Origin of the sequence: Staphylococcus caprae (genome assembly GCF_003966625.1) — a bacterium.
Classification (GTDB): domain Bacteria; phylum Bacillota; class Bacilli; order Staphylococcales; family Staphylococcaceae; genus Staphylococcus; species Staphylococcus caprae.
The window spans coordinates 825,439-846,538 of sequence record NZ_AP018587.1; the positions used below are offsets into that span (position 1 = coordinate 825,439).

Annotated in this window: 15 protein-coding genes, 6 tRNA genes and 3 rRNA genes; 22 read left to right on the forward strand and 2 right to left on the reverse strand. The window is 36.7% G+C overall.

Annotated features, from left to right (window positions below; translation table 11 throughout):
* The first annotated feature begins 356 nt into the window (after nt 1-356).
* The 4 genes from JMUB898_RS03840 to JMUB898_RS03855 all read left to right on the forward strand — a co-directional run bounded on the left by JMUB898_RS03840 (nt 357) and on the right by JMUB898_RS03855 (nt 4,967).
* Complete coding sequence (locus JMUB898_RS03840) at nt 357-1,355, forward strand: ABC transporter substrate-binding protein (RefSeq protein ID WP_002443661.1); 999 nt, start codon at nt 357-359, stop codon at nt 1,353-1,355.
* A gap of 11 nt (nt 1,356-1,366) precedes the next feature.
* Nucleotides 1,367-2,398 (forward strand): FecCD family ABC transporter permease, encoded by a 1,032-nt coding sequence (locus JMUB898_RS03845; protein WP_002443659.1) that lies wholly within the window; start codon nt 1,367-1,369, stop codon nt 2,396-2,398.
* Nucleotides 2,395-3,363, forward strand: coding sequence for a FecCD family ABC transporter permease (locus JMUB898_RS03850; RefSeq protein WP_002443657.1), 969 nt, complete (start codon nt 2,395-2,397; stop codon nt 3,361-3,363). Before JMUB898_RS03845 ends, JMUB898_RS03850 begins: the two co-directional genes overlap by 4 nt.
* A 230-nt stretch (nt 3,364-3,593) precedes the next feature.
* A complete protein-coding gene (locus JMUB898_RS03855) occupies nt 3,594-4,967 on the forward strand; it encodes a YjiH family protein (RefSeq protein WP_002443655.1) in 1,374 nt (457 codons plus the stop codon).
* Between the two features lie 52 nt (nt 4,968-5,019).
* Here JMUB898_RS03855 and JMUB898_RS03860 read toward each other — a convergent pair whose 3' ends face one another.
* Nucleotides 5,020-5,331 carry a heme oxygenase gene (locus JMUB898_RS03860; protein ID WP_002443653.1) on the reverse strand — a complete coding sequence of 104 codons (312 nt, stop codon included), beginning with the start codon at nt 5,329-5,331 and terminating at the stop codon, nt 5,020-5,022.
* A gap of 179 nt (nt 5,332-5,510) precedes the next feature.
* Nucleotides 5,511-5,771, reverse strand: a complete 261-nt coding sequence (locus tag JMUB898_RS03865) for a SunI/YnzG family protein (protein ID WP_037541582.1) — start codon at nt 5,769-5,771, stop codon at nt 5,511-5,513.
* 182 nt (nt 5,772-5,953) lie between these two features.
* On the opposite strand from JMUB898_RS03865, the gene JMUB898_RS03870 reads away from it, so the two are divergent.
* The 18 genes from JMUB898_RS03870 (at nt 5,954) to cdaA (ending at nt 21,099) form a co-directional block, all read left to right on the forward strand.
* Nucleotides 5,954-6,469 (forward strand): metal-dependent hydrolase, encoded by a 516-nt coding sequence (locus tag JMUB898_RS03870; protein ID WP_002443650.1) that lies wholly within the window; start codon nt 5,954-5,956, stop codon nt 6,467-6,469.
* Nucleotides 6,470-6,527: 58 nt separating this feature from the next.
* Nucleotides 6,528-7,715, forward strand: a complete 1,188-nt coding sequence (locus JMUB898_RS03875) for a UTP--glucose-1-phosphate uridylyltransferase (protein WP_002443647.1) — start codon at nt 6,528-6,530, stop codon at nt 7,713-7,715.
* 18 nt (nt 7,716-7,733) lie between these two features.
* Nucleotides 7,734-8,417, forward strand: a complete 684-nt coding sequence (gene trhA, locus JMUB898_RS03880; RefSeq protein ID WP_002443645.1) for a PAQR family membrane homeostasis protein TrhA — start codon at nt 7,734-7,736, stop codon at nt 8,415-8,417.
* 145 nt (nt 8,418-8,562) lie between these two features.
* Nucleotides 8,563-9,903 (forward strand): multidrug efflux MFS transporter SdrM, encoded by a 1,341-nt coding sequence (gene sdrM, locus JMUB898_RS03885; protein ID WP_002443643.1) that lies wholly within the window; start codon nt 8,563-8,565, stop codon nt 9,901-9,903.
* Between the two features lie 120 nt (nt 9,904-10,023).
* The gene (locus JMUB898_RS03890) at nt 10,024-10,491 is read left to right on the forward strand and encodes a SepA family multidrug efflux transporter (protein WP_002443640.1); all 468 of its coding nucleotides are present in this window, start codon (nt 10,024-10,026) and stop codon (nt 10,489-10,491) included.
* An 82-nt stretch (nt 10,492-10,573) separates the two neighbouring features.
* Complete coding sequence (locus JMUB898_RS03895) at nt 10,574-12,016, forward strand: MDR family MFS transporter (protein WP_002443637.1); 1,443 nt, start codon at nt 10,574-10,576, stop codon at nt 12,014-12,016.
* A 149-nt stretch (nt 12,017-12,165) separates the two neighbouring features.
* Complete coding sequence (locus JMUB898_RS03900) at nt 12,166-13,230, forward strand: P-loop NTPase (RefSeq protein WP_002443634.1); 1,065 nt, start codon at nt 12,166-12,168, stop codon at nt 13,228-13,230.
* A gap of 464 nt (nt 13,231-13,694) precedes the next feature.
* Nucleotides 13,695-15,246, forward strand: a 16S ribosomal RNA gene (locus JMUB898_RS03905).
* A gap of 266 nt (nt 15,247-15,512) precedes the next feature.
* A 23S ribosomal RNA gene (locus tag JMUB898_RS03910) occupies nt 15,513-18,434 on the forward strand.
* A gap of 69 nt (nt 18,435-18,503) precedes the next feature.
* Nucleotides 18,504-18,618: ribosomal RNA gene (rrf, locus tag JMUB898_RS03915) — 5S ribosomal RNA — on the forward strand.
* Together the 16S, 23S and 5S rRNA genes with 6 tRNA genes alongside form the textbook arrangement of a ribosomal RNA operon.
* A gap of 11 nt (nt 18,619-18,629) precedes the next feature.
* A tRNA-Asn gene (locus tag JMUB898_RS03920) sits at nt 18,630-18,704 on the forward strand.
* A 1-nt stretch (nt 18,705) separates the two neighbouring features.
* Nucleotides 18,706-18,780, forward strand: a tRNA-Glu gene (locus tag JMUB898_RS03925).
* Between the two features lie 4 nt (nt 18,781-18,784).
* A tRNA-Val gene (locus JMUB898_RS03930) sits at nt 18,785-18,860 on the forward strand.
* 20 nt (nt 18,861-18,880) lie between these two features.
* A tRNA-Tyr gene (locus JMUB898_RS03935) sits at nt 18,881-18,964 on the forward strand.
* A gap of 7 nt (nt 18,965-18,971) precedes the next feature.
* Nucleotides 18,972-19,046, forward strand: a tRNA-Gln gene (locus JMUB898_RS03940).
* Nucleotides 19,047-19,049: 3 nt separating this feature from the next.
* A tRNA-Lys gene (locus JMUB898_RS03945) sits at nt 19,050-19,122 on the forward strand.
* 130 nt (nt 19,123-19,252) lie between these two features.
* On the forward strand, nt 19,253-20,161 hold the full coding sequence (gene rocF / locus JMUB898_RS03950; RefSeq protein ID WP_037541873.1) for an arginase: 909 nt from the start codon (nt 19,253-19,255) through the stop codon (nt 20,159-20,161).
* Between the two features lie 131 nt (nt 20,162-20,292).
* Nucleotides 20,293-21,099 (forward strand): diadenylate cyclase CdaA, encoded by an 807-nt coding sequence (gene cdaA / locus JMUB898_RS03955; RefSeq protein WP_002445639.1) that lies wholly within the window; start codon nt 20,293-20,295, stop codon nt 21,097-21,099.
* Nucleotide 21,100 lies beyond the last annotated feature (1 nt).

Genomic DNA, 21,100 nt, shown 5'->3' on the forward strand with positions numbered 1-21,100 from the left:
AGGTCGGGACAAAAGTGTTTAGGATTTGAGCAGAACCGAACAATGAGCAAAATTGTTTCTCAAATTTTGTCGAATTGTGAGTGTTACTGCCGAAAATCCTGCTTTTGGGACGCTGTTAATCGGTTTCCCAAAGCATAAACGTTAAAGGTCCCAACCTTTTTTTATTAAATAGTTATTTAATTTAAGAATTATATTGAGTTATATACAGATTAATCTCAATAAGAAGTTAAAGAGACATTTGATTTAAATAGTAATGAGTAAAATTTATTCACAAAATTATACAATAAAATGTTGACAATGATAATCGTTATCAATAAACTATTAATGTAAGCATATACATATTAAGGAGTGGAACTATGAGAGGTCTCAAATTTTTTAGTGTTATTGGCTTAATGCTAGTTTTAGTTCTTGTTGCTGCATGTGGAAGCAATGGTTCTAATGACTCAAATAATAAATCAGCATCTAAAGATGGTGTTGAAATCAAGCATGAAGAAGGGAAAACAAAAGTCCCTAAACACCCTAAACGTGTTGTTGTTCTTGAATATTCATTCGTTGATGCATTAGCTGCATTAGATGTTAAACCAGTTGGTGTTGCAGATGATAAGAAGAAAGAACGTATTATTAAACCATTAAGAGATAAAATTGGGAACTATACTTCAGTAGGTGCTCGTAAACAACCTAACTTAGAGGAAATTAGTAAACTTAAACCGGACTTAATTATTGCGGATAGTAATAGACATAAAGGCATTTATAAAGATTTAAATAAAATTGCTCCTACAATTGAACTGAAAAGTTTCGATGGTAACTATAATGAAAACATCGATGCTTTCAAAACGATTTCTAAAGCATTAGGTAAAGAAGATGAAGGTAAAAAACGCCTAGACGAACACGAGAAAAAAATCGAGAAATATAAAAAAGAAATTACAATGAACAAAGATGAGAAAGTATTACCTGCAGTTGCTTCTAAATCTGGTTTATTAGCACATCCAAGTAATTCATACGTAGGTCAATTCTTAAGTCAACTTGGATTCAAAGAAGCGTTAACTGATGACGTGACTAAAGGCTTAAGTAAGTATCTTAAAGGACCTTACTTACAAATGAACACAGAAACATTATCTAAAGTTAACCCAGAGCGTATGTTTATTATGACTGACAAAGCAAGTCCAAATGAACCATCATTAAAAGAATTAGAAAAAGATGCAGTTTGGAAAAAATTAGATGCTGTTAAAAAAGATCGCGTTGACGTTTTAGACCGTGACTTATGGGCTAGATCACGTGGTTTAATCTCATCTGAAGAAATGGCAAAAGAACTTGTAGAATTATCTAAGAAAGATTCTAAAAAAGATAACAAGTAAGGTGGAAATCAATGACTATAGGTTATAAAGATAGTCAATCCGCTATTGAACAAAAAAAGAGAAAGCGCACTACACTCACTTATATTGTGGGTGTGTGCCTTCTTTTTATTTCAATCTATTTGAATTTAGCGATTGGTTCTTCGAAAATACAATTTCATGATATTTTAAGTTATTTCACAGGACACATCGGAACAGAGCAAACATTCTTAATACACAACGTACGTATGCCTCGAATGCTTGCAGGATTAGTCATAGGTGGCGCTTTGGGGATAGCAGGTTTACTTATGCAAGCAATTACTAAAAATCCATTGGCCTCTCCACAGATATTTGGTGTAAACGCAGGAGCTTCGTTTGTCATTGTCTTAATAACAGTTTTAATTCCAGCTTTAGGCTCATATTCAACTATCTTAGCTATTATTGGTGCCTTTTTCGGTGGTTTTACTGTTTATACGCTCTCGGGTTCTACAAAAGCTATTACACCCGTTAAACTTGCACTTGCAGGTATGGCTATTCATCTATTTTTTAGTAGTATGACTCAAGGAATTATCATTCTAAATGAGGACTCTAATGATACAGTGATGTTTTGGTTAGTAGGATCTTTAGCTGGTATTAAGTGGAGTCAAATCATGATGATTGTCCCATGTTTAGCAATTGCTGTGATTGTGACCATTTTCATGGGACGTCAACTTACAATTATGGAACTCGGTGATGATATAGCTAGAGGGTTAGGTCAACGAACACATATCGTAAGAATGATTATCGGTTTATTAGTCATTGTCTTAGCAGGTATGTCTGTTTCAATTGCAGGACCTATAGGATTTGTTGGTTTAATCGTTCCTCATATCGTTAAACGCTATGTAAGTAAAAATTACTTAGTTATGATTCCTCTAACATTTATTTTTGGTGCAGATTTATTGTTAATCTCAGATGTATTATGTCGATTAATCACATATCCATTTGAATCACCAGTAGGTATTGTGACATCATTTGTCGGCGCCTTTTACTTCTTATTTATTACAGTTAGAGGGGTGAATCGCGTATGATAAAAGGAAGAAATAGTATACGTTACGGTATTGTAATTTTAATTTTATTAGTGAGTACTTTATTCAGTTTATGTATAGGTTCTGTCATGATTGACCCTATTCATGCAATTGCTGGTTTATTTACACAAGATGATTTTATTTTAAATGAATACCGTATCCCTAGAACATTATTGGGATTAGTGATAGGTAGTAGTTTAGCTATTTCAGGTGCGGTTATTCAAGGTGTTATCAGAAACCCACTTGCTTCACCAGACGTGATTGGTATTACAAAAGGGGCAAGTCTTGCTGCTGTTATCATTATTATGATTTTTCCATCAGCTCCTCTCTTTGTTTTACCTTTAGGTTCATTTGCAGGCGCTTTAATTATCAGTTTAATTCTATCTTTCCTAATATCTAAATTTGATGTTAAAGGTTCGAAGCTAGCATTAATAGGTTTAGCGATAGGGGCAATTTGTACAGCTATCGTTCAGTTTCTACTTATTCGTAATCCAATGGATGCTAACAATGCATTAATTTGGTTAACGGGTAGTTTATATGGACATAATATCTCTAACTTTTTCAGCGTGCTACCTTGGTTTATAATTACTGTACCTTTAGTACTTCTACTTGGTTATCAGTTGGACATTTTAAACTTAGGTGACAACGTAGCCACTGCACTCGGTGCACGTGTGCAATTCTTAAAAATGATACTTCTTATCTTAGCTGTTATGTTAGCTGGAGCTTCAATTGCAGTAGTCGGAGGTATCAGTTTCTTGGGACTTATTGCTCCTCATATCGCTAGACAACTTGTGGGGCATAAGAATTTACATGTCATCATCATGTCAGGGTTAATAGGTGCCATATTATTAACACTTGGTGATGGCTTAGCTAGGGGAATTCAACCACCACTCGATATTCCAGTGGGTGTGGTTATTGCAGTTATTGGAGCACCATATTTCTTATTCTTATTACGTAGAATGAAATAAATTATTCATTAATTATAAATGGGTGAGCTCAAGGGTATAACAAGGCCGATTTCAATTTATAATACGTTGAAATCGGTCTTTTTTTAAATTTGATGATTGCGAAAAATGGAAGAATAGCGTATAGTGATTATACGTATTTATTCATAATTTTGCATATATAATCATTGACAAATGCACTTATCTTGATAAATTCAAGTTTAATATAAATAGAAAGAAATGGATTGAAAGTAATGAAAGAACACACCCAAAGTGAGATCATTAAAGGAAGAATAAAATTTATAACAATGTCTATCTTAGGAATTATTTTATTTTTAATTCCTATACCTGTTGTTCAAGATGGAGAGAAACAAACAACATTACCTGTAGCATTTTTAGCTAATTGTCTTAAAGATTGGATAGGTGGCGTGATGTCACCACTCATAGTTTTAATTATCACAGTTTCTGGTATTTTAACTATTTTATGTTCTACAATTTTAAAAAATAAATTGAATCCGCAAGGTTTAATGTATAATGCATTTAACGTTAAAATAGGATGGTTAATATTAAGAGTTTTAGCAGTGATATTTGTGTGGCTTACTTATTTGAAAGTGGGTCCAAAGATGATTTATTCAGAAGATACTGGAGGACTCGTTTTTTCTAGTTTGCTACCAACATTAGTCGCTGTATTTTTATTTGCGGCTTTATTTTTACCATTATTAATGGAATATGGTTTATTAGAATTACTAGGACCGGTATTTAGACCAGTGATGAGACCATTATTTACATTGCCTGGTCGATCTACAGTAGACAATCTTGCTTCATTTATCGGAGATGGGACAGTAGGCGTACTCATTACCAGCAGACAATATGAAGAGGGGTTCTATTCGAGAAGAGAAGCAACTGTTATTTCAACTACATTCAGTGTGGTTTCTATCACTTTTGCAATTGTCATTGCTTCAACTATAAAAATGCAAGATCAATTCTTTTATTTTTATATCACAGTCATTATATCTTGTTTAATTGCAGCAATGATTATGCCTAGAATATGGCCACTAAAAAATATTCCTGACGAATATGCCAAAGATGTTTCTAAAGAAGCTAGAACAGAACAATTACCTGAAGGAAAAACAGCGTTAGGACATGGTTTTGATATGGCAACAGAAGTTGGTATTAAAGCACCTGGATTCAAAGATTTCTTTATTTCTGGTTTTAAAACAGTTGTTGATATGTGGTTTGTCATCTTACCAGTAGTTATGAGTATCGGAACAATAGCTACAATCATTGCGAATTATACACCTATTTTTGAAATAGTAGGGAAGCCATTTGTACCATTTTTAGAGTTACTACAAATACCTGAAGCATCACATGCGTCTCAAACGATTTTAATTGGTTTCGCGGATATGTTTTTACCATCTATTCTCATTGAAGGTGTTCAGAGTGACATTACACGCTTTGTTATTGGCGCATTAAGTATATCTCAATTAATATATTTATCAGAAGTAGGTGGCGTTATACTAGGATCAAAAATCCCGGTTAGCATAGGAAAGCTATTTATGATCTTCTTAATTCGTACTTTAATTACGCTTCCTATTATCGCATTATTAGCACACTTGTTTATTAAATAAAAAAGATGACACATCGTTTCAATTCCAATCGATGGCCATCTTTAAATCGTTTTTATTTATCTAGTTTGGATAAGACATTCGCTTTTACAATTTCACTTTTAATTACTGGGGAATCTTCTGATTTTCCAGTATTTTTATGTGCTTCTTTAAAAGCATCACTGTTTACCCAGTTCTTAAAGTCTGCTTCAGTTTCCCACCAAGTATTAACATACATGTCCTCACTATAATCATCTCTAGCAATTTGCCAAACTTCAATTCCATTAAATCCTTGTAATGATTGAATTTGTCCACCTTTAGTAAATCTAGGTGCCATTTTTTCAGCAAATCCTTTTTTTACAGTGATTCTGTTAGTCACAACGAACATAGCTCTGATACCTCCAATTAAATACTACTTTAAATATAATATGTATATTTAAGATTATCAATTTTAAAAGATTTTGAAAATTTTATTTACTATCGGAATTTTTCTATAACTAATAAAAGCTGCCAACAAAGTTTGACCTTGTCGACAGCTCATTGCCATATCATATTTTATGTACTTTATTATTTTGTAAGTTCATTATAAACTTTTTGATCGTTTTGAGTATAAATAATGTATTTATGGTCATCAGTATCGATAATTACGCGATTTGTTTTCCCAAATGTAGATCCAATACGTGAAATTTCTTTACCATTTTCGTCTGGAACGGCATGGATGTCTTGGTCTTGTGAAATATTTTTAATTTCATTATTTGGGATTTTAATATCTGCAACTCTCCATTGAATACGTACTTCATTATCGTTTTTCTTTACTGTCATTGCCATTAAAAACACATCCTTTAAATAATTTGTACATTTATCATAAATGATATTGAAATCGTTTTCAAGCATTTGTGTGATACTTTTAAATAAATTATGTCATACTAATGATTTGAATATAATATAGCGAAAGTATGTTCGCATTTATTGGGTGAATGTGATATGATTAATAAAGAAGGAGACGTTCAATGACAGGTAAAACACATGCATCTTGTGGCTTTCTAGTAGGAGCCCTCACAACACAATACTTTCATACAGATTTATTTACTTCGATTACCACAATCGTTCTATCCACGATTGCAAGCTTATTACCAGATATTTGTCATACTAAAAGTAAAATTGGTAGACGTTTTAAAATTTTAAGTTTTATCATTAGACTTTTATTTGGACATAGGACATTTACGCATTCTTTAGTATTCATAGCTTTAGTTGGCTTTTTACTGTACTTAATTCATACTCCCATGTATTATATGGTTGCGATTGTTATTGGAATGATATCACATGTTATACTAGATATATTAACTCCTAGAGGTGTGAAATTATTTTACCCGTTACCATTTAATATAGTATCACCGATACATTTTAAGACAGGTGGTTTAGTAGATTTATCTTTAGCTACTGCTTTGAGCTTTGGAGCAATCTACGTTTTATTTCAACCCTTTGTTAATGAATTAACGCACCAGTGGGTGAGCCATTTTTTCTAAATTTAAATAAAATATGGAATGAAGAACATAGAATTATTAGTACATAAGGAGCGTAATCATGTTAGACAAAAATCGATTGGAAAAATATAACCAAGAGCATTTGTATGAATATGAGAAATTGATGAGTAATAATGAGAAAGAATCTTTAGATAATAAGGTGAAACAGCTTGATTTAGAATCGATTCAAAATTTATATCAAGATTTATATGTGAATAGACAATCTATTGAAGATGTTTCTTCGGTTTCTGAAGTTAAATATGAAGTGAAATCCAAATTAACAGATGAAGAACGATATACATATGAACAAAAAGGTTATGAAGCAATTAGAAATGGCGAATTCGCTGTACTCTTAATGGCTGGAGGCCAAGGGACGCGTTTAGGCTATAAGGGGCCTAAAGGTTCTTTTGAAATTGAAGGGGTAAGTTTATTCGAACTACAAGCACGTCAGTTAATTAACTTAAAGGAACAAACAGGTCACACTATCAATTGGTATATAATGACAAGCGATATTAATCATGAAGAAACATTGGAATACTTCAAACGGCATAATTATTTTGAATATGATGCAAATCATATACACTTTTTCAAACAAGCAAACATGGTCGCTTTAGGAGAAGATGGAAAGCTTGTATTAGATAGAGATGGTCATATTATGGAAACGCCAAATGGTAACGGAGGCGTCTTTAAATCGCTTAAAGATGCAGGTTATTTAGATAAAATGGAGAAAGATCATGTTCAGTATATATTCTTAAACAATATAGATAATGTACTAGTTAAAGTCTTAGATCCATTATTCGCTGGATATACTGTTAGCAATAACAGAGATGTTACTTCGAAGACCATACAACCCCGTGAAGGAGAAAGTGTAGGTAGATTAGTTAACATCGATTGCAAAGACACTGTTCTCGAGTATTCTGAGTTAAATCCTGAAGTAGCAAATGATTTTGACAATGCTAACATAGGTATTCATGCCTTTAAATTAGCATTTATTAAAAGTGCGGTAGATAGAGAATTACCATATCATTTGGCTATCAAAAAATTAAAGCAATTGGATGAGGATTTTGGAGTAGTAGAACGACCTACATTAAAATTTGAGTTGTTCTATTTTGATATATTTAAATATGGAACAAGTTTCATTACTTTACAAGTACCTAGAGAAGAAGAGTTCTCACCACTTAAAAATAAAGAAGGCAAAGATAGTGTAGAAACAGCTACTGAAGATTTAAAGAGAATGGGATTGATTTAAATAAGGACGGTGGAATAGATGTCTCAATCATCTAAGCATAAAAACGAATCTGTTGTTGAAACATTTAAGGACATCATTCCTTTAACGTTTGGGGAAGAAATTGGTAATGCAGCATCTCATGGTGCTGCAGCATTACTGACGTTATTTATATTACCTTATGCAGCGGTGCACAGCTTTAATAATGGTGGCACATTGGAGTCTGTAAGTGTATCTATTTATATAATTAGTATATTTATGATGTTTATCTCATCAACAGTGTATCATTCGATGCAAAATCATACGGCACATAAGTATATTTTACGTATTATTGATCATAGCATGATATATGTGGCGATATCTGGGACCTATACACCTGTGCTGCTAACTGTCGTAGGCGGTTGGATAGGTTGGCTGGTAACGATTCTATTATGGGGAACTACGCTTTGGGGAATATTATATAAATCTATAGCTACAAAAGTGAATCATAAATTAAGCCTAATTGTTTATTTAGTGATGGGATGGATTGGTATTATATTTTTACCAATCATTATTATACGAACGTCTTGGCTATTTATTTTATTTATATTTCTTGGTGGTCTTTCATATACCATTGGCGCATGGTTTTATGCTCAAAAGAATAGACCTTATTTCCATATGATATGGCATATATTTATCGTTATAGCTTCATTATTACATATGGTAGGTATTTTATATTTCATTTAAGAATGTTAGCGGTAGAGTTTATATTACTCTGCCGTTTTGTTTTTTAACGATTTAAAATAATACTAATGCACGATTGTGTTAATCGATATAACGTATTAATATTTTAAAGGTTCGATACAAATCATAAAAAGGGAGGTAAACTAAAATGAAATTAAAATCTATAATTACAGTCACTGCACTCATACTAATTATGTTTATGGCTGCAATCGAAACGTCCATTATTTCTTTAGCATTACCAACAATTAAAAACAATTTACATGCTGGAAATTTAGTTTCGTTAGTATTTACAGTATATTTTATAGCTTTAGTGGTTGCTAACCCAATTGTTGGGGAATTACTGTCGCGATTTAAAATTATTTACATTGCAGTTACAGGAGTGGCTTTATTCGCAATAGGAAGCTTGATGTCGGGATTAAGCGAAACATTTACCTTCTTAATTATTTCAAGAGTAATCCAAGGTTTTGGTGCAGGGGTAATGATGTCACTATCTCAAATTGTCCCTAAATTAGCGTTTGAAATACCTCTCAGATATAAAATTATGGGAATCGTCGGTAGTGTTTGGGGGATTTCAAGTATTGTAGGTCCTTTATTAGGAGGAGCAATTTTAGAATTTGCTACATGGCATTGGTTATTCTTCATTAATATACCAATTGCTATTATCGCTATCATTTTAGTGCTCATTACTTTCCATTTTCCAGATGAAGAAAATGTCAATAAAACTAATTTTGATGTAAAGGGACTAACAGTTTTCTATATCTTTATAGCATTACTTATGTTCGGTCTTTTAAATCAAGGACACATTTCATTAAACACTATCTCTATTATATTAGCGATGATTGTTATGATTTTATTATTCAAAATGGAAAAGAAAACTGAAAATCCATTTTTACCAGTTGCAGAATTTAATAAATCAATCGTTCTTGCATTTATTACTGATTTATTTATCGCTATGTCATTAATGGGGTACAATCTCTATATACCAGTCTATTTACAAGAAAAATTAGGCTTGTCTCCATTACAAAGTGGACTGGTTATATTTCCATTATCCGTGGCATGGATTACACTGAACTTTAATTTAGCTAAAATTGAAGCGCATTTTACTAGAAAAGCCTTATATATAAGTGCATTCACAATACTGTTAATATGTAGCATTGTTATCATATTCGGTTTGAAAGTACCACTTTTAATCGCTTTTGCAGTTATTTTTGCGGGACTCAGTTTTGGCTTTGTATATACTAAAGATAGCGTTATCGTCCAAGAAGAGAGTTCACCAAAAAATATGAAAAAGATGATGTCATTCTATGCATTAACTAAAAATTTAGGTTCTTCAGTTGGATCAACAATTATGGGATATATGTATGCTTTGAAAGCAGGATTATTTGGTTCAGACTTACACAATGTATTAGGTTTAGTTTCTGTTATTTCGATATGCCTTGCGCTTATATGGACATTCCTTTATAGAAATGATGAATTATCAAATACTTAAATCCTAATTGAATAAACATTAAAAACGTCTACGATGTGTGTGGGCGTTTTTTAAATTTTATAAGGTTGGGTATACGTGATACTATAAATATGTATTGATTAAGGAGGGGGGACAATTAAAGTGAAGTCGTTTAAAAATAAATTTTATAATTTAGCAGTAACACTTATTGTTCTCGCTATCTTTGTACTGTCAGGGGCAATTTTCTTAACTTTTTTAGGTTTTGGTTTATATGGTTTGAGTAGAATTTTAATATTCTTTCATTTAGGATACTTTGAATATAATAAAGGCTTTTACGATAATTTATTTTATTACGGTAGCTATATTATTTTTGGATATTTTACGCTGTTTGCGATTGAACATTTAATGGACTATTTTAAGAAAAAATTGCCAAACAACCCATACTTTCAAGGTATCACTTATCATCTCATTTCATTTATAGTCACAACTATCATGTTTTATTTCATCGTTCATATCCATTATGTATATATAAATATTCAATTTTGGGTAATTATGATAATCATAGGATTTTTATTTGTCTGTAAGGAAATCTTCTATCCGGAAAGTAAAAATTTAAATAATAAAAAATAATCAAATAAGCAATTAGATTGATTCGAGATCTTAATTTTGGTTAAATAAAAAACTGTTATCAAACAAGAAGGAGTAATTATCTATGGACACTATAAAATTACCCAAACATAGACGTAATTTAATAGTGGCAGTGATGTTAATTAGTGCATTCGTTGCAATATTAAATCAAACATTATTAAATACTGCCTTACCTCATATTATGCGTGAATTAAAAATTAACGAAAATACATCGCAATGGTTAATAACAGGTTTCATGCTGGTAAATGGTGTCATGATTCCTTTGACTGCTTATTTAATGGACAGAATAAAAACTAAACCACTATATCTTGGAGCGATGGGGACGTTTTTATTAGGTTCAATTATAGCTGCTATTGCTCCTAATTTCGGTGTATTAATGACTGCAAGAGTCATACAAGCGATAGGTGCTGGTGTGCTCATGCCATTAATGCAATTCACATTATTTACATTATTTTCAAAAGAACATCGTGGTTTCGCCATGGGTCTAGCTGGATTGGTCATACAATTCGCTCCTGCGATTGGACCTACTTTCACAGGACTCATCATCGATAATGCAAGTTGGAGAGTTCCATTTATCATTATTGTTGGAATTGCTCTAATTGCATTTATATTTGGATTAGTTTCTATTTCAAGTTACAACGAAACGAAAGATACAAAGTTAGATAAGCCATCGGTTATATATTCAACGATTGGTTTTGGATTAATGTTGTATGCTTTCAGTAGCGCTGGTAATTTAGGATTTTCAAATCCGATTGTTATTGGCTCACTCGTGATTAGTATCGTGATTATTTTAATCTTTATAAGAAGACAAATAACGATTGCTAACCCGTTACTTAATCTTAAAGTATTTAAAAGTAAAATCTTCTGTTTCAGTACAATTACTTCCATGATTGTCATGCTTTCAATGGTCGGCCCTGCTTTACTTATTCCATTGTATGTTCAAAATGCATTAGGTTTATCTGCATTACTATCCGGTTTAGTTATTATGCCAGGCGCTATTATTAACGGTATCATGTCAGTATTTACAGGAAGATTTTATGATAAATATGGACCGAGACCTCTGATATTTGCAGGGTTTACATTACTTACTATTTGTACGCTGTTGCTTTGTTTCCTAAAAGCAGATACATCATATACGTATCTCATCATTATATATGCGATCCGAATGTTCGCAGTTTCATTACTAATGATGCCTATTAATACTACAGGTATTAACGCCTTAGAAAATAAAAACATCTCACATGGTACTGCTATAATGAACTTTGGACGTGTTATGTCAGGTTCACTTGGTACAGCTTTAATGGTTACATTTATGAGTATAGGTGCAAAATGGCTAGGACCTTCATCATCAGCACACGCTAGTAAAGAATTATTACAAAGACAAACGGTCGCTGCTGGTGTCGATGTTTCATTTGCATTAGTAACAGGTTTTGTTGTTATTGCCTTTATTTTAGCCTTATTTATCAAAGAGCCGAATAGAAAATCTCAAAATATTAGAGAAGTATAAATATATTTATCGAGTTAGTCTACGTAATTATGTAGGCTAACTTCTTTTTTTATCATTAAAAAAGCCTTATACTTAAACAGATGAACTACGTAAATGAATAACTTTTGTTATTATGTAGATAAATTAACATTGATTAAGGGGGATTTACTTTGTTAACGGTAAATCAAGTTGAAGAGATAGTAGGTGCGTTAAAGGATCCAATTATTGATGTACCTTTAAAAGAAACTGATGGAATTGTTAACGTAACCATCAAAGAAGAGATAGAGCACGTAAGTGTTAAAGTTGCAATGGCTCAATTAGGTGGCCAACCACAATTAGATTTACAAATGGCAATTGTAAAAGCTTTAAAAGAAAATGGTGCAAATACAGTTGGTATCCGTTTCGAAGAGTTACCATCTGAAACAGTTGAGAAATATCGTGGTAAGGGAACTGAAAAACCAAAAACAATTGAAGGACTTCTTTCTCAAAATAATCCAGTTGAATTTATCTCAATTGCATCAGGTAAAGGTGGCGTTGGTAAATCAACCATAGCTGTAAATTTAGCTGTAGCTTTAGCAAGAGAAGGTAAAAAAGTTGGACTTGTAGATGCTGATATATATGGTTTTAGTGTTCCAGATATGATGGGTATTGATGAAAGACCTGGCGTAGATGGTAAAGAAATCATTCCAGTAGAACGTCATGGTGTTAAAGTCATCTCAATGGCATTCTTTGTTGAGGAAAATGCCCCAGTTATTTGGAGAGGGCCTATGCTAGGTAAAATGTTGACAAACTTCTTTACAGAAGTACAATGGGGAGATTTAGATTATCTCTTACTTGATTTACCACCAGGTACTGGAGACGTTGCATTAGATGTTCATTCTATGTTGCCATCTAGTAAAGAAATTATTGTAACGACACCTCATCCTACAGCAGCATTCGTTGCAGCTAGAGCTGGAGCTATGGCAAAACATACAGACCACTCAATTTTAGGCGTTATCGAAAATATGAGTTACTTTGAAAGTAAAGAAACTGGAAATAAAGAATATGTATTTGGTAAAGGTGGGGGAACTAAACTCGCTGATGAGTTAGATACTCAGTTGTTTGGAGAATTACCATTAGAACAACCAACATGGAACCCAAAGGACTTTTCACCATCTATTTATCAACCTGATGATCGCTTAGGTGAGATTTATACATCTATTGCTAGAAAGGTCATTGCTAGCACTCAAAAATAAATAAACAATTTTAAAAGAGCTTTATTAAATCATACAAAGACGAATTTTGTTTTTGTATGATTTTTCTATTGCAAATTTTAGAAATCATGGTAGAATATTTCTTTGTGAGCTACGAAAACGACACTCACAAAATTTAAAAAATAATGCAATTTAATTGTTGACTTAAAAACATAAAATTGATATTATAAAAAAGTCGCTGAAAAGCGATTGTAAAGTGTTTGTTTCAATTGTTAAGCGAGTGTAAAACTTACCCTTGCAAAGGTGATTAAAACACTTTAAAATAAATAAAGTAATCTTGATAAGTCATTGACTTTTGTTTATAAAAAAGATATGATGGAAAAGATTGATTTTATTCAAATGAACATTGAAAACTGAATGACAATATGTCAACGTTAATTCCAAACAAACAGTAACGAAAGTTACAAACTATTTAGTATTTATGAGCTAATCAAACATCATAATTTTTTATGGAGAGTTTGATCCTGGCTCAGGATGAACGCTGGCGGCGTGCCTAATACATGCAAGTCGAGCGAACAGACGAGGAGCTTGCTCCTCTGACGTTAGCGGCGGACGGGTGAGTAACACGTGGATAACCTACCTATAAGACTGGGATAACTTCGGGAAACCGGAGCTAATACCGGATAACATGTTGAACCGCATGGTTCAACAGTGAAAGACGGTCTTGCTGTCACTTATAGATGGATCCGCGCCGCATTAGCTAGTTGGTAAGGTAACGGCTTACCAAGGCAACGATGCGTAGCCGACCTGAGAGGGTGATCGGCCACACTGGAACTGAGACACGGTCCAGACTCCTACGGGAGGCAGCAGTAGGGAATCTTCCGCAATGGGCGAAAGCCTGACGGAGCAACGCCGCGTGAGTGATGAAGGTCTTCGGATCGTAAAACTCTGTTATTAGGGAAGAACAAATGTGTAAGTAACTATGCACGTCTTGACGGTACCTAATCAGAAAGCCACGGCTAACTACGTGCCAGCAGCCGCGGTAATACGTAGGTGGCAAGCGTTATCCGGAATTATTGGGCGTAAAGCGCGCGTAGGCGGTTTTTTTAAGTCTGATGTGAAAGCCCACGGCTCAACCGTGGAGGGTCATTGGAAACTGGAAAACTTGAGTGCAGAAGAGGAAAGTGGAATTCCATGTGTAGCGGTGAAATGCGCAGAGATATGGAGGAACACCAGTGGCGAAGGCGACTTTCTGGTCTGTAACTGACGCTGATGTGCGAAAGCGTGGGGATCAAACAGGATTAGATACCCTGGTAGTCCACGCCGTAAACGATGAGTGCTAAGTGTTAGGGGGTTTCCGCCCCTTAGTGCTGCAGCTAACGCATTAAGCACTCCGCCTGGGGAGTACGACCGCAAGGTTGAAACTCAAAGGAATTGACGGGGACCCGCACAAGCGGTGGAGCATGTGGTTTAATTCGAAGCAACGCGAAGAACCTTACCAAATCTTGACATCCTCTGACCCCTCTAGAGATAGAGTTTTCCCCTTCGGGGGACAGAGTGACAGGTGGTGCATGGTTGTCGTCAGCTCGTGTCGTGAGATGTTGGGTTAAGTCCCGCAACGAGCGCAACCCTTAAGCTTAGTTGCCATCATTAAGTTGGGCACTCTAAGTTGACTGCCGGTGACAAACCGGAGGAAGGTGGGGATGACGTCAAATCATCATGCCCCTTATGATTTGGGCTACACACGTGCTACAATGGACAATACAAAGGGTGGCGAAACCGCGAGGTCAAGCAAATCCCATAAAGTTGTTCTCAGTTCGGATTGTAGTCTGCAACTCGACTACATGAAGCTGGAATCGCTAGTAATCGTGGATCAGCATGCCACGGTGAATACGTTCCCGGGTCTTGTACACACCGCCCGTCACACCACGAGAGTTTGTAACACCCGAAGCCGGTGGAGTAACCTTTTGGAGCTAGCCGTCGAAGGTGGGACAAATGATTGGGGTGAAGTCGTAACAAGGTAGCCGTATCGGAAGGTGCGGCTGGATCACCTCCTTTCTAAGGATATATTCGGAACATCTTCTACGAAGATGAAAAGGAATAACGTGACATATTGTATTCAGTTTTGAATGTTTATTAACATTCAAACAAAATTATTTAAAGAATTGACTAAATAATTCATATTGTACATTGAAAACTAGATAAGTAAGTAAATTAGATTTTACCAAGCAAAACCGAGTGAATAGAGTTTTAAATAAGCTTGAATTCATAAAATAATCGCTAGTGTTCGAAAGAACACTCACAGATTAATAACATATCTTAAAGATTAAGTTATTAAGGGCGCACGGTGGATGCCTTGGCACTAGAAGCCGAAGAAGGACGTTACTAACGACGATATGCTTTGGGTAGCTGTAAGTAAGCGTTGATCCAGAGATTTCCGAATGGGGGAACCCAACATGAGTGATGTCATGTTATCGACATGTGAATTCATAGCATGTCAGAAGGCAGACCCGGAGAACTGAAACATCTTAGTACCCGGAGGAAGAGAAAGAAAAATCGATTCCCTGAGTAGCGGCGAGCGAAACGGGAAGAGCCCAAACCAACAAGCTTGCTTGTTGGGGTTGTAGGACACTCTATACGGAGTTACAAAAGAACATGTTAGACGAATCATCTGGAAAGATGAATCAAAGAAGGTAAAAATCCTGTAGTCGAAAACATATTCTCTCTTGAGTGGATCCTGAGTACGACGGAGCACGTGAAATTCCGTCGGAATCTAGGAGGACCATCTCCTAAGGCTAAATACTCTCTAGTGACCGATAGTGAACCAGTACCGTGAGGGAAAGGTGAAAAGTACCCCGGAAGGGGAGTGAAAGAGAACTTGAAACCGTGTGCTTACAAGTAGTCAGAGCCCGTTAATGGGTGATGGCGTGCCTTTTGTAGAATGAACCGGCGAGTTACGATCTGATGCAAGGTTAAGCAGCAAATGTGGAGCCGTAGCGAAAGCGAGTCTGAATAGGGCGTTGAGTATTTGGTCGTAGACCCGAAACCAGGTGATCTACCCTTGGTCAGGTTGAAGTTCAGGTAACACTGAATGGAGGACCGAACCGACTTACGTTGAAAAGTGAGCGGATGAACTGAGGGTAGCGGAGAAATTCCAATCGAACTTGGAGATAGCTGGTTCTCTCCGAAATAGCTTTAGGGCTAGCCTCAAGTGATGATTATTGGAGGTAGAGCACTGTTTGGACGAGGGGCCCCTCTCGGGTTACCGAATTCAGACAAACTCCGAATGCCAATCAATTTAACTTGGGAGTCAGAACATGGGTGATAAGGTCCGTGTTCGAAAGGGAAACAGCCCAGACCACCAGCTAAGGTCCCAAAATATATGTTAAGTGGAAAAGGATGTGGCGTTGCCCAGACAACTAGGATGTTGGCTTAGAAGCAGCCATCATTTAAAGAGTGCGTAATAGCTCACTAGTCGAGTGACACTGCGCCGAAAATGTACCGGGGCTAAACATATTACCGAAGCTGTGGATTGTCCGTAGGACAATGGTAGGAGAGCGTTCTAAGGGCGTTGAAGCATGATCGCAAGGACATGTGGAGCGCTTAGAAGTGAGAATGCCGGTGTGAGTAGCGAAAGACGGGTGAGAATCCCGTCCACCGATTGACTAAGGTTTCCAGAGGAAGGCTCGTCCGCTCTGGGTTAGTCGGGTCCTAAGCTGAGGCCGACAGGCGTAGGCGATGGATAACAGGTTGATATTCCTGTACCACCTAGTATCGTTTTAATCGATGGGGGGACGCAGTAGGATAGGCGAAGCGTGCTGTTGGAGTGCACGTCCAAGCAGTAAGGCTGAGTGTTAGGCAAATCCGGCACTCGTAAGGCTGAGCTGTGATGGGGAGAGGAAATTGTTTCCTCGAGTCGTTGATTTCACACTGCCGAGAAAAGCCTCTAGATAGATAACAGGTGCCCGTACCGCAAACCGACACAGGTAGTCAAGATGAGAATTCTAAGGTGAGCGAGCGAACTCTCGTTAAGGAACTCGGCAAAATGACCCCGTAACTTCGGGAGAAGGGGTGCTCTTTAGGGTTCACGCCCAGAAGAGCCGCAGTGAATAGGCCCAAGCGACTGTTTATCAAAAACACAGGTCTCTGCTAAACCGTAAGGTGATGTATAGGGGCTGACGCCTGCCCGGTGCTGGAAGGTTAAGAGGAGTGGTTAGCTTCTGCGAAGCTACGAATCGAAGCCCCAGTAAACGGCGGCCGTAACTATAACGGTCCTAAGGTAGCGAAATTCCTTGTCGGGTAAGTTCCGACCCGCACGAAAGGCGTAACGATTTGGGCACTGTCTCAACGAGAGACTCGGTGAAATCATAGTACCTGTGAAGATGCAGGTTACCCGCGACAGGACGGAAAGACCCCGTGGAGCTTTACTGTAGCCTGATATTGAAATTCGGCACAGCTTGTACAGGATAGGTAGGAGCCATTGAAACGTGAGCGCTAGCTTACGTGGAGGCGTTGGTGGGATACTACCCTAGCTGTGTTGGCTTTCTAACCCGCACCACTTATCGTGGTGGGAGACAGTGTCAGGCGGGCAGTTTGACTGGGGCGGTCGCCTCCTAAAAGGTAACGGAGGCGCTCAAAGGTTCCCTCAGAATGGTTGGAAATCATTCACAGAGTGTAAAGGCATAAGGGAGCTTGACTGCGAGACCTACAAGTCGAGCAGGGTCGAAAGACGGACTTAGTGATCCGGTGGTTCCGCATGGAAGGGCCATCGCTCAACGGATAAAAGCTACCCCGGGGATAACAGGCTTATCTCCCCCAAGAGTTCACATCGACGGGGAGGTTTGGCACCTCGATGTCGGCTCATCGCATCCTGGGGCTGTAGTCGGTCCCAAGGGTTGGGCTGTTCGCCCATTAAAGCGGTACGCGAGCTGGGTTCAGAACGTCGTGAGACAGTTCGGTCCCTATCCGTCGTGGGCGTAGGAAATTTGAGAGGAGCTGTCCTTAGTACGAGAGGACCGGGATGGACATACCTCTGGTGTACCAGTTGTCGTGCCAACGGCATAGCTGGGTAGCTATGTATGGACGGGATAAGTGCTGAAAGCATCTAAGCATGAAGCCCCCCTCAAGATGAGATTTCCCAACTTCGGTTATAAGATCCCTCGAAGATGACGAGGTTAATAGGTTCGAGGTGGAAGCGTGGCGACACGTGGAGCTGACGAATACTAATCGATCGAAGACTTAATCAATTTTAAAATGTTTTGCGACGCAAAATCATTACTTACTATCTAGTTTTGAATGTATAATTCATTCACTTGTCTGGTGACAATGGCAAGGAGGTCACACCTGTTCCCATGCCGAACACAGAAGTTAAGCTCCTTAGCGCCGATGGTAGTCGGGCTTACGTCCCGCTAGAGTAGGACGTTGCCAGGCAATCACATTAATCCGCAGTAGCTCAGTGGTAGAGCTATCGGCTGTTAACCGATCGGTCGTAGGTTCGAATCCTACCTGCGGAGCCATGGCTCCTTGGTCAAGCGGTTAAGACACCGCCCTTTCACGGCGGTAACACGGGTTCGAGTCCCGTAGGAGTCACCATGTTGGAGAATTAGCTCAGCTGGGAGAGCATCTGCCTTACAAGCAGAGGGTCGGCGGTTCGAACCCGTCATTCTCCACCATTTAATCGAATAAATAAGTCGGAGGGGTAGCGAAGTGGCTAAACGCGGCGGACTGTAAATCCGCTCCTTCGGGTTCGGCAGTTCGAATCTGCCCCCCTCCACCATTATTAATGGGCTATAGCCAAGCGGTAAGGCAACGGACTTTGACTCCGTCACGCGCTGGTTCGAATCCAGCTAGCCCAGCCATTAGAGCCATTAGCTCAGTTGGTAGAGCATCTGACTTTTAATCAGAGGGTCAGAGGTTCGAATCCTCTATGGCTCACTCTTTAAAGCACCTTCATTATTGGAGGTGCTTTTTTTATTGTTAAATTTACAACTTCAAGTCGTTAAACCTTGAAAATTGCAAGCGTATACATTAATCTGAATCTATGTCAATGAAAGGAGAATATATCATGAATCAACGTATTGAAATAATTGGAGCACCTTCCACATTTGGTCAGAAAAAATTAGGTGTCAATTTAGGACCAGATGCAATTCGTTATGCAGGATTATTAGCGCGTCTTAAAAGAATGGGACATGATGTTATAGATAAAGGAAATATCGAAGTTCCAAATTTAGATGTTGAAAAGTTTCATTCTAATCAGGAAGGTTTAAGAAATTACAACGAAATCATAACTGTTTCTGAAAATCTTAGCAAAGCTGTATCTGAAACAGTTAAAAACGGAAACTTTCCACTAACATTAGGTGGAGATCATTCAATTGCTGTTGGTTCTATTTCAGGTATCAGTCAATACTACAATAATCTAGGTGTTATTTGGTATGACGCACATGGTGATTTAAATGTACCTGAAGAATCTCCTTCTGGTAATGTACATGGGATGCCTTTACGTATTTTAGCTGGTGATGGTCCAGATGAATTAGTTCATTTAAATGGATTCACTCCTAAAGTCAAACCTGAAAATATCGTATTAATTGGTATGAGAGATTTAGACAAAGGTGAGAGGGAATACATAAAAGATCAAAATATTAAAACATTCACTATGGCTGACATAGATCGTTTCGGAATACAAGAAGTCATTGAAAGAGCTCTGGAATACTTAAAATCAAGAAATATTGATGGTTTGCATTTTTCTCTAGATGTTGATGCGCTAGATCCTTCTGAAACACCAGGAACGGGTACTAGAGTATTAGGAGGCTTGAGTTATAGAGAAAGTCACTTTGCCTTAGAATTATTAAGTGAATCAAAACTGGTGACGTCAATGGATTTAGTTGAAGTTAATCCACTTATTGATCATTTAAATAGTACTGCTGAACAAGCGGTAGCATTATTAGGAACATTCTTTGGCGAAACATTATTATAGAAAGTAGATTAAAGCTTACATGATTTATAATTATGTAAGTTTTTTTCTATTTTAGTTATTGTTCATATGACACTATAAACAATGATTGGTATAATATTTAATATGGAAAAATATTACCCGGAGGAGATGTTATGGATTTTTCCAACTTTTTTCAAAATCTAAGTACATTAAAAATTATTACAAGTGTACTTGATTTACTGATCGTTTGGTACGTACTTTATCTTCTCATTACTGTATTTAAGGGAACTAAAGCGATTCAATTACTTAAAGGTATCGTAGTAATTGTTATCGGCCAACAAGTCAGTAAAATGCTTAATTTAACAGCAACCTCCAAATTGTTCGATATCGTTATTCAATGGGGAGTACTCGCATTAATAGTTATTTTCCAACCTGAAATTAGACGAGCATTGGAGCAATTAGGTAGAGGTAGCTTCTTAAAACGTTATACCAATACTTATAGTCGAGATGAAGAAAAATTAATTCAGGCTGTTTCTAAAGCCGTTCAATATATGGCCAAAAGGCGTATAGGTGCACTTATCGTTTTCGAAAAGGAAACAGGGCTTCAAGACTACATAGAAACTGGTATTCCTATGAATTCAGATATTTCTCAAGAATTATTGACTAATGTTTTTATTCCGAATACACCTTTACACGATGGTGCAATGATTATTCAAGGAACTAAAATTGCAGTCGCAGCAAGTTATTTACCTTTATCAGATAGTGTTAAAATTTCAAAAAGTTTGGGAACAAGACACAGAGCAGCAGTAGGGATTTCAGAAGTTTCTGATGCTTTTACAGTTGTTGTTTCAGAAGAAACAGGTGATGTATCGGTAACTTTTGATGGTAAATTACGTAGAGATATATCCAATGAAGTGTTTGAAGAATTACTTGCTGAACACTGGTTCGGTGCACACTTTCAAAAGAAAGGTGTGAATTAGT